The organism is Promicromonospora kroppenstedtii DSM 19349 (genome assembly GCF_000515355.1).
Classification (GTDB): Bacteria; Actinomycetota; Actinomycetes; order Actinomycetales; family Cellulomonadaceae; genus Promicromonospora; species Promicromonospora kroppenstedtii.
This window is the reverse complement of sequence record NZ_KI911653.1, coordinates 51,196-53,100: the sequence shown is the minus strand read 5'-3', so window position 1 is coordinate 53,100 and position 1,905 is coordinate 51,196. Positions and strand designations below refer to the sequence as shown.

General features: G+C 73.5%; 2 protein-coding genes. Both read left to right on the top strand.

Annotated elements, in window-relative coordinates; all coding sequences use genetic code 11:
* Positions 1–421 (top strand): PP2C family protein-serine/threonine phosphatase (locus PROKR_RS10505; RefSeq protein WP_425414878.1); only part of this gene is annotated, 421 nt, incomplete at its 5' end.
* Positions 422–446: 25 nt separating this feature from the next.
* Complete coding sequence (locus tag PROKR_RS10500) at positions 447–1,757, top strand: VWA domain-containing protein (RefSeq protein ID WP_036962883.1); 1,311 nt, start codon at positions 447–449, stop codon at positions 1,755–1,757.
* The last annotated feature ends 148 nt before the right edge of the window (positions 1,758–1,905 follow it).

Below are 1,905 nucleotides of genomic sequence, written 5' to 3'. Positions count from 1 at the left end.
CTGGCTGGGCGACTCCCGCGTGTACTGGCTGCCGGACGCCGGGCCCGCGGAGCAGCTCAGCGTCGACGACTCGTGGGCGCAGGAGATGATCGCCGCCGGCGTACCGCGCGCCCAGGCCGAGACGTCGCCGCAGGCGCACGCCATCACCCGGTGGCTCGGGCCCGACGCCCCCGACACCGACGCGCGCTGCGCCGCGACCGTGCCGAACGGGCCCGGCTGGCTGCTGGTCTGCTCCGACGGCCTGTGGAACTACTGCTCCGACGCGCACGAGATGGGTGAGCTCGTGCGCAAGTTCGCCGGCTGCGGCGAACCCCACGCCGCCGCCGCGGCGCTCGTCCGCTGGGCGAACGCCCAGGGCGGGCGGGACAACATCACCGCCGCGCTCGCGCGGATCGCCCCGACTGTCACCGAGCAGCGCTAGCCTGCCGTAACCGAGAGGAGCCACCGTGGCCGAGTTCTCCGCCGAGGTCTTCCAGAACGAGTTCCTGTCCGACGGCGGCACCGACGTGCACGCCATCGTGTCCGTGACCTGCACCGGCGCGGGGGCCGCCGGGGCAGGTACCGCTGCGAGCGCCACCGCGGACGCCGGTGGCGCGGGCCAGGTCGCCGAGATCGTCGCCGTCGACACGTCCGGCTCCATGCAGGGCCGCAACATGGAGGCCGCCAAGCACGCCGCCGCGGTGGCCGTGGACCAGATCCCTGACGGCACGCTGTTCGCGATCATCGGCGGATCGCACGTGGCCACGAGGATCTTCCCGTACCCGAACGCCCGCGTGCCGATGGTGGCCATGGAGCCCGGCGCGCGCGCCGAGGCCAAGCGCGCGATCTCGACCATGGCGGCCAGCGGCGGCACGGCCATCTCGACGTGGCTGCGCCTCGCCGACGACCTGTTCGCCACCGTCCCCGCGGCGCAGAAGCACCTGATCCTGCTCACGGACGGCAAGAACGAGTCCGAGCCGAAGATGCACCTGGACCAGATGATCACCCACGTCACGGGGCACTTCCAGTGCGACGCCCGCGGCGTGGGCGACCGCTGGGTGGTGGAGGAGCTGCGGAAGATCTCGACGGCGCTGCTCGGCACGGTGGACCTCATCGCGCGCCCGGAGGACATCGCGGAGGACTTCGCGGCCCTGGTGCGCAAGTCGATGTCCCGCGGCGTCGCGGCGGTGGACCTGCGCGTGTGGGCGCCGCAGGGCTCGCAGGTGCTGTTCGTCAAGCAGGTGGCCCCCGAGGTGGACGACCTGACGAGCCGGCGCACCGAGGTAAACGCGCTAACCAGTGGGTATCCCACGGGCGCGTGGGGCGACGAGACCCGCGACTACCACGTGGCGGTCCGCGTGGCGGCGAAGCCCGTGGGCTCGGAGCAGCTCGCGGCCCGCGTCCAGGTGGCGGTGGGCGACGAGGTGGCGGCGTCGGGCCTGGTCAAGGCCAAGTGGTCGGACGACTCGACCCTGACCGCCCGGATCAGCCCCGAGGTGGCGCACTACACGGGCCAGGCGGAGCTCGCCTCGGCCATCCAGGAGGGCCTGGCGGCCAAGGCCTCGGGCGACGAGGCGACGGCGACCGTGAAGCTCGGCCGCGCGGTGCAGCTCGCCGCCGAGACCGGCAACGACGAGGCCACGTCGCGCCTGCGCAAGATCGTGGAGGTGGAGAACGAGGAGGAGGGCACCGTGCGGCTCAAGCGGAACACCGCCAAGCTGGACGAGATGGCGCTCGACACCGCGTCCACGAAGACCACCCGGGTGAGGCGCGCATGACCGTCGTCTGCCCCGAGGGACACACCAGCCAGGCCACGGACTACTGCGACGTCTGCGGCACGCCGATCCCGGCGAGCTCGTCGGCGGCCGGTCCCGGGCAGCCGGGGTCGGCGGCCTCTGCCGCGCCCTCGGCCGAGGGTGCCGCCGG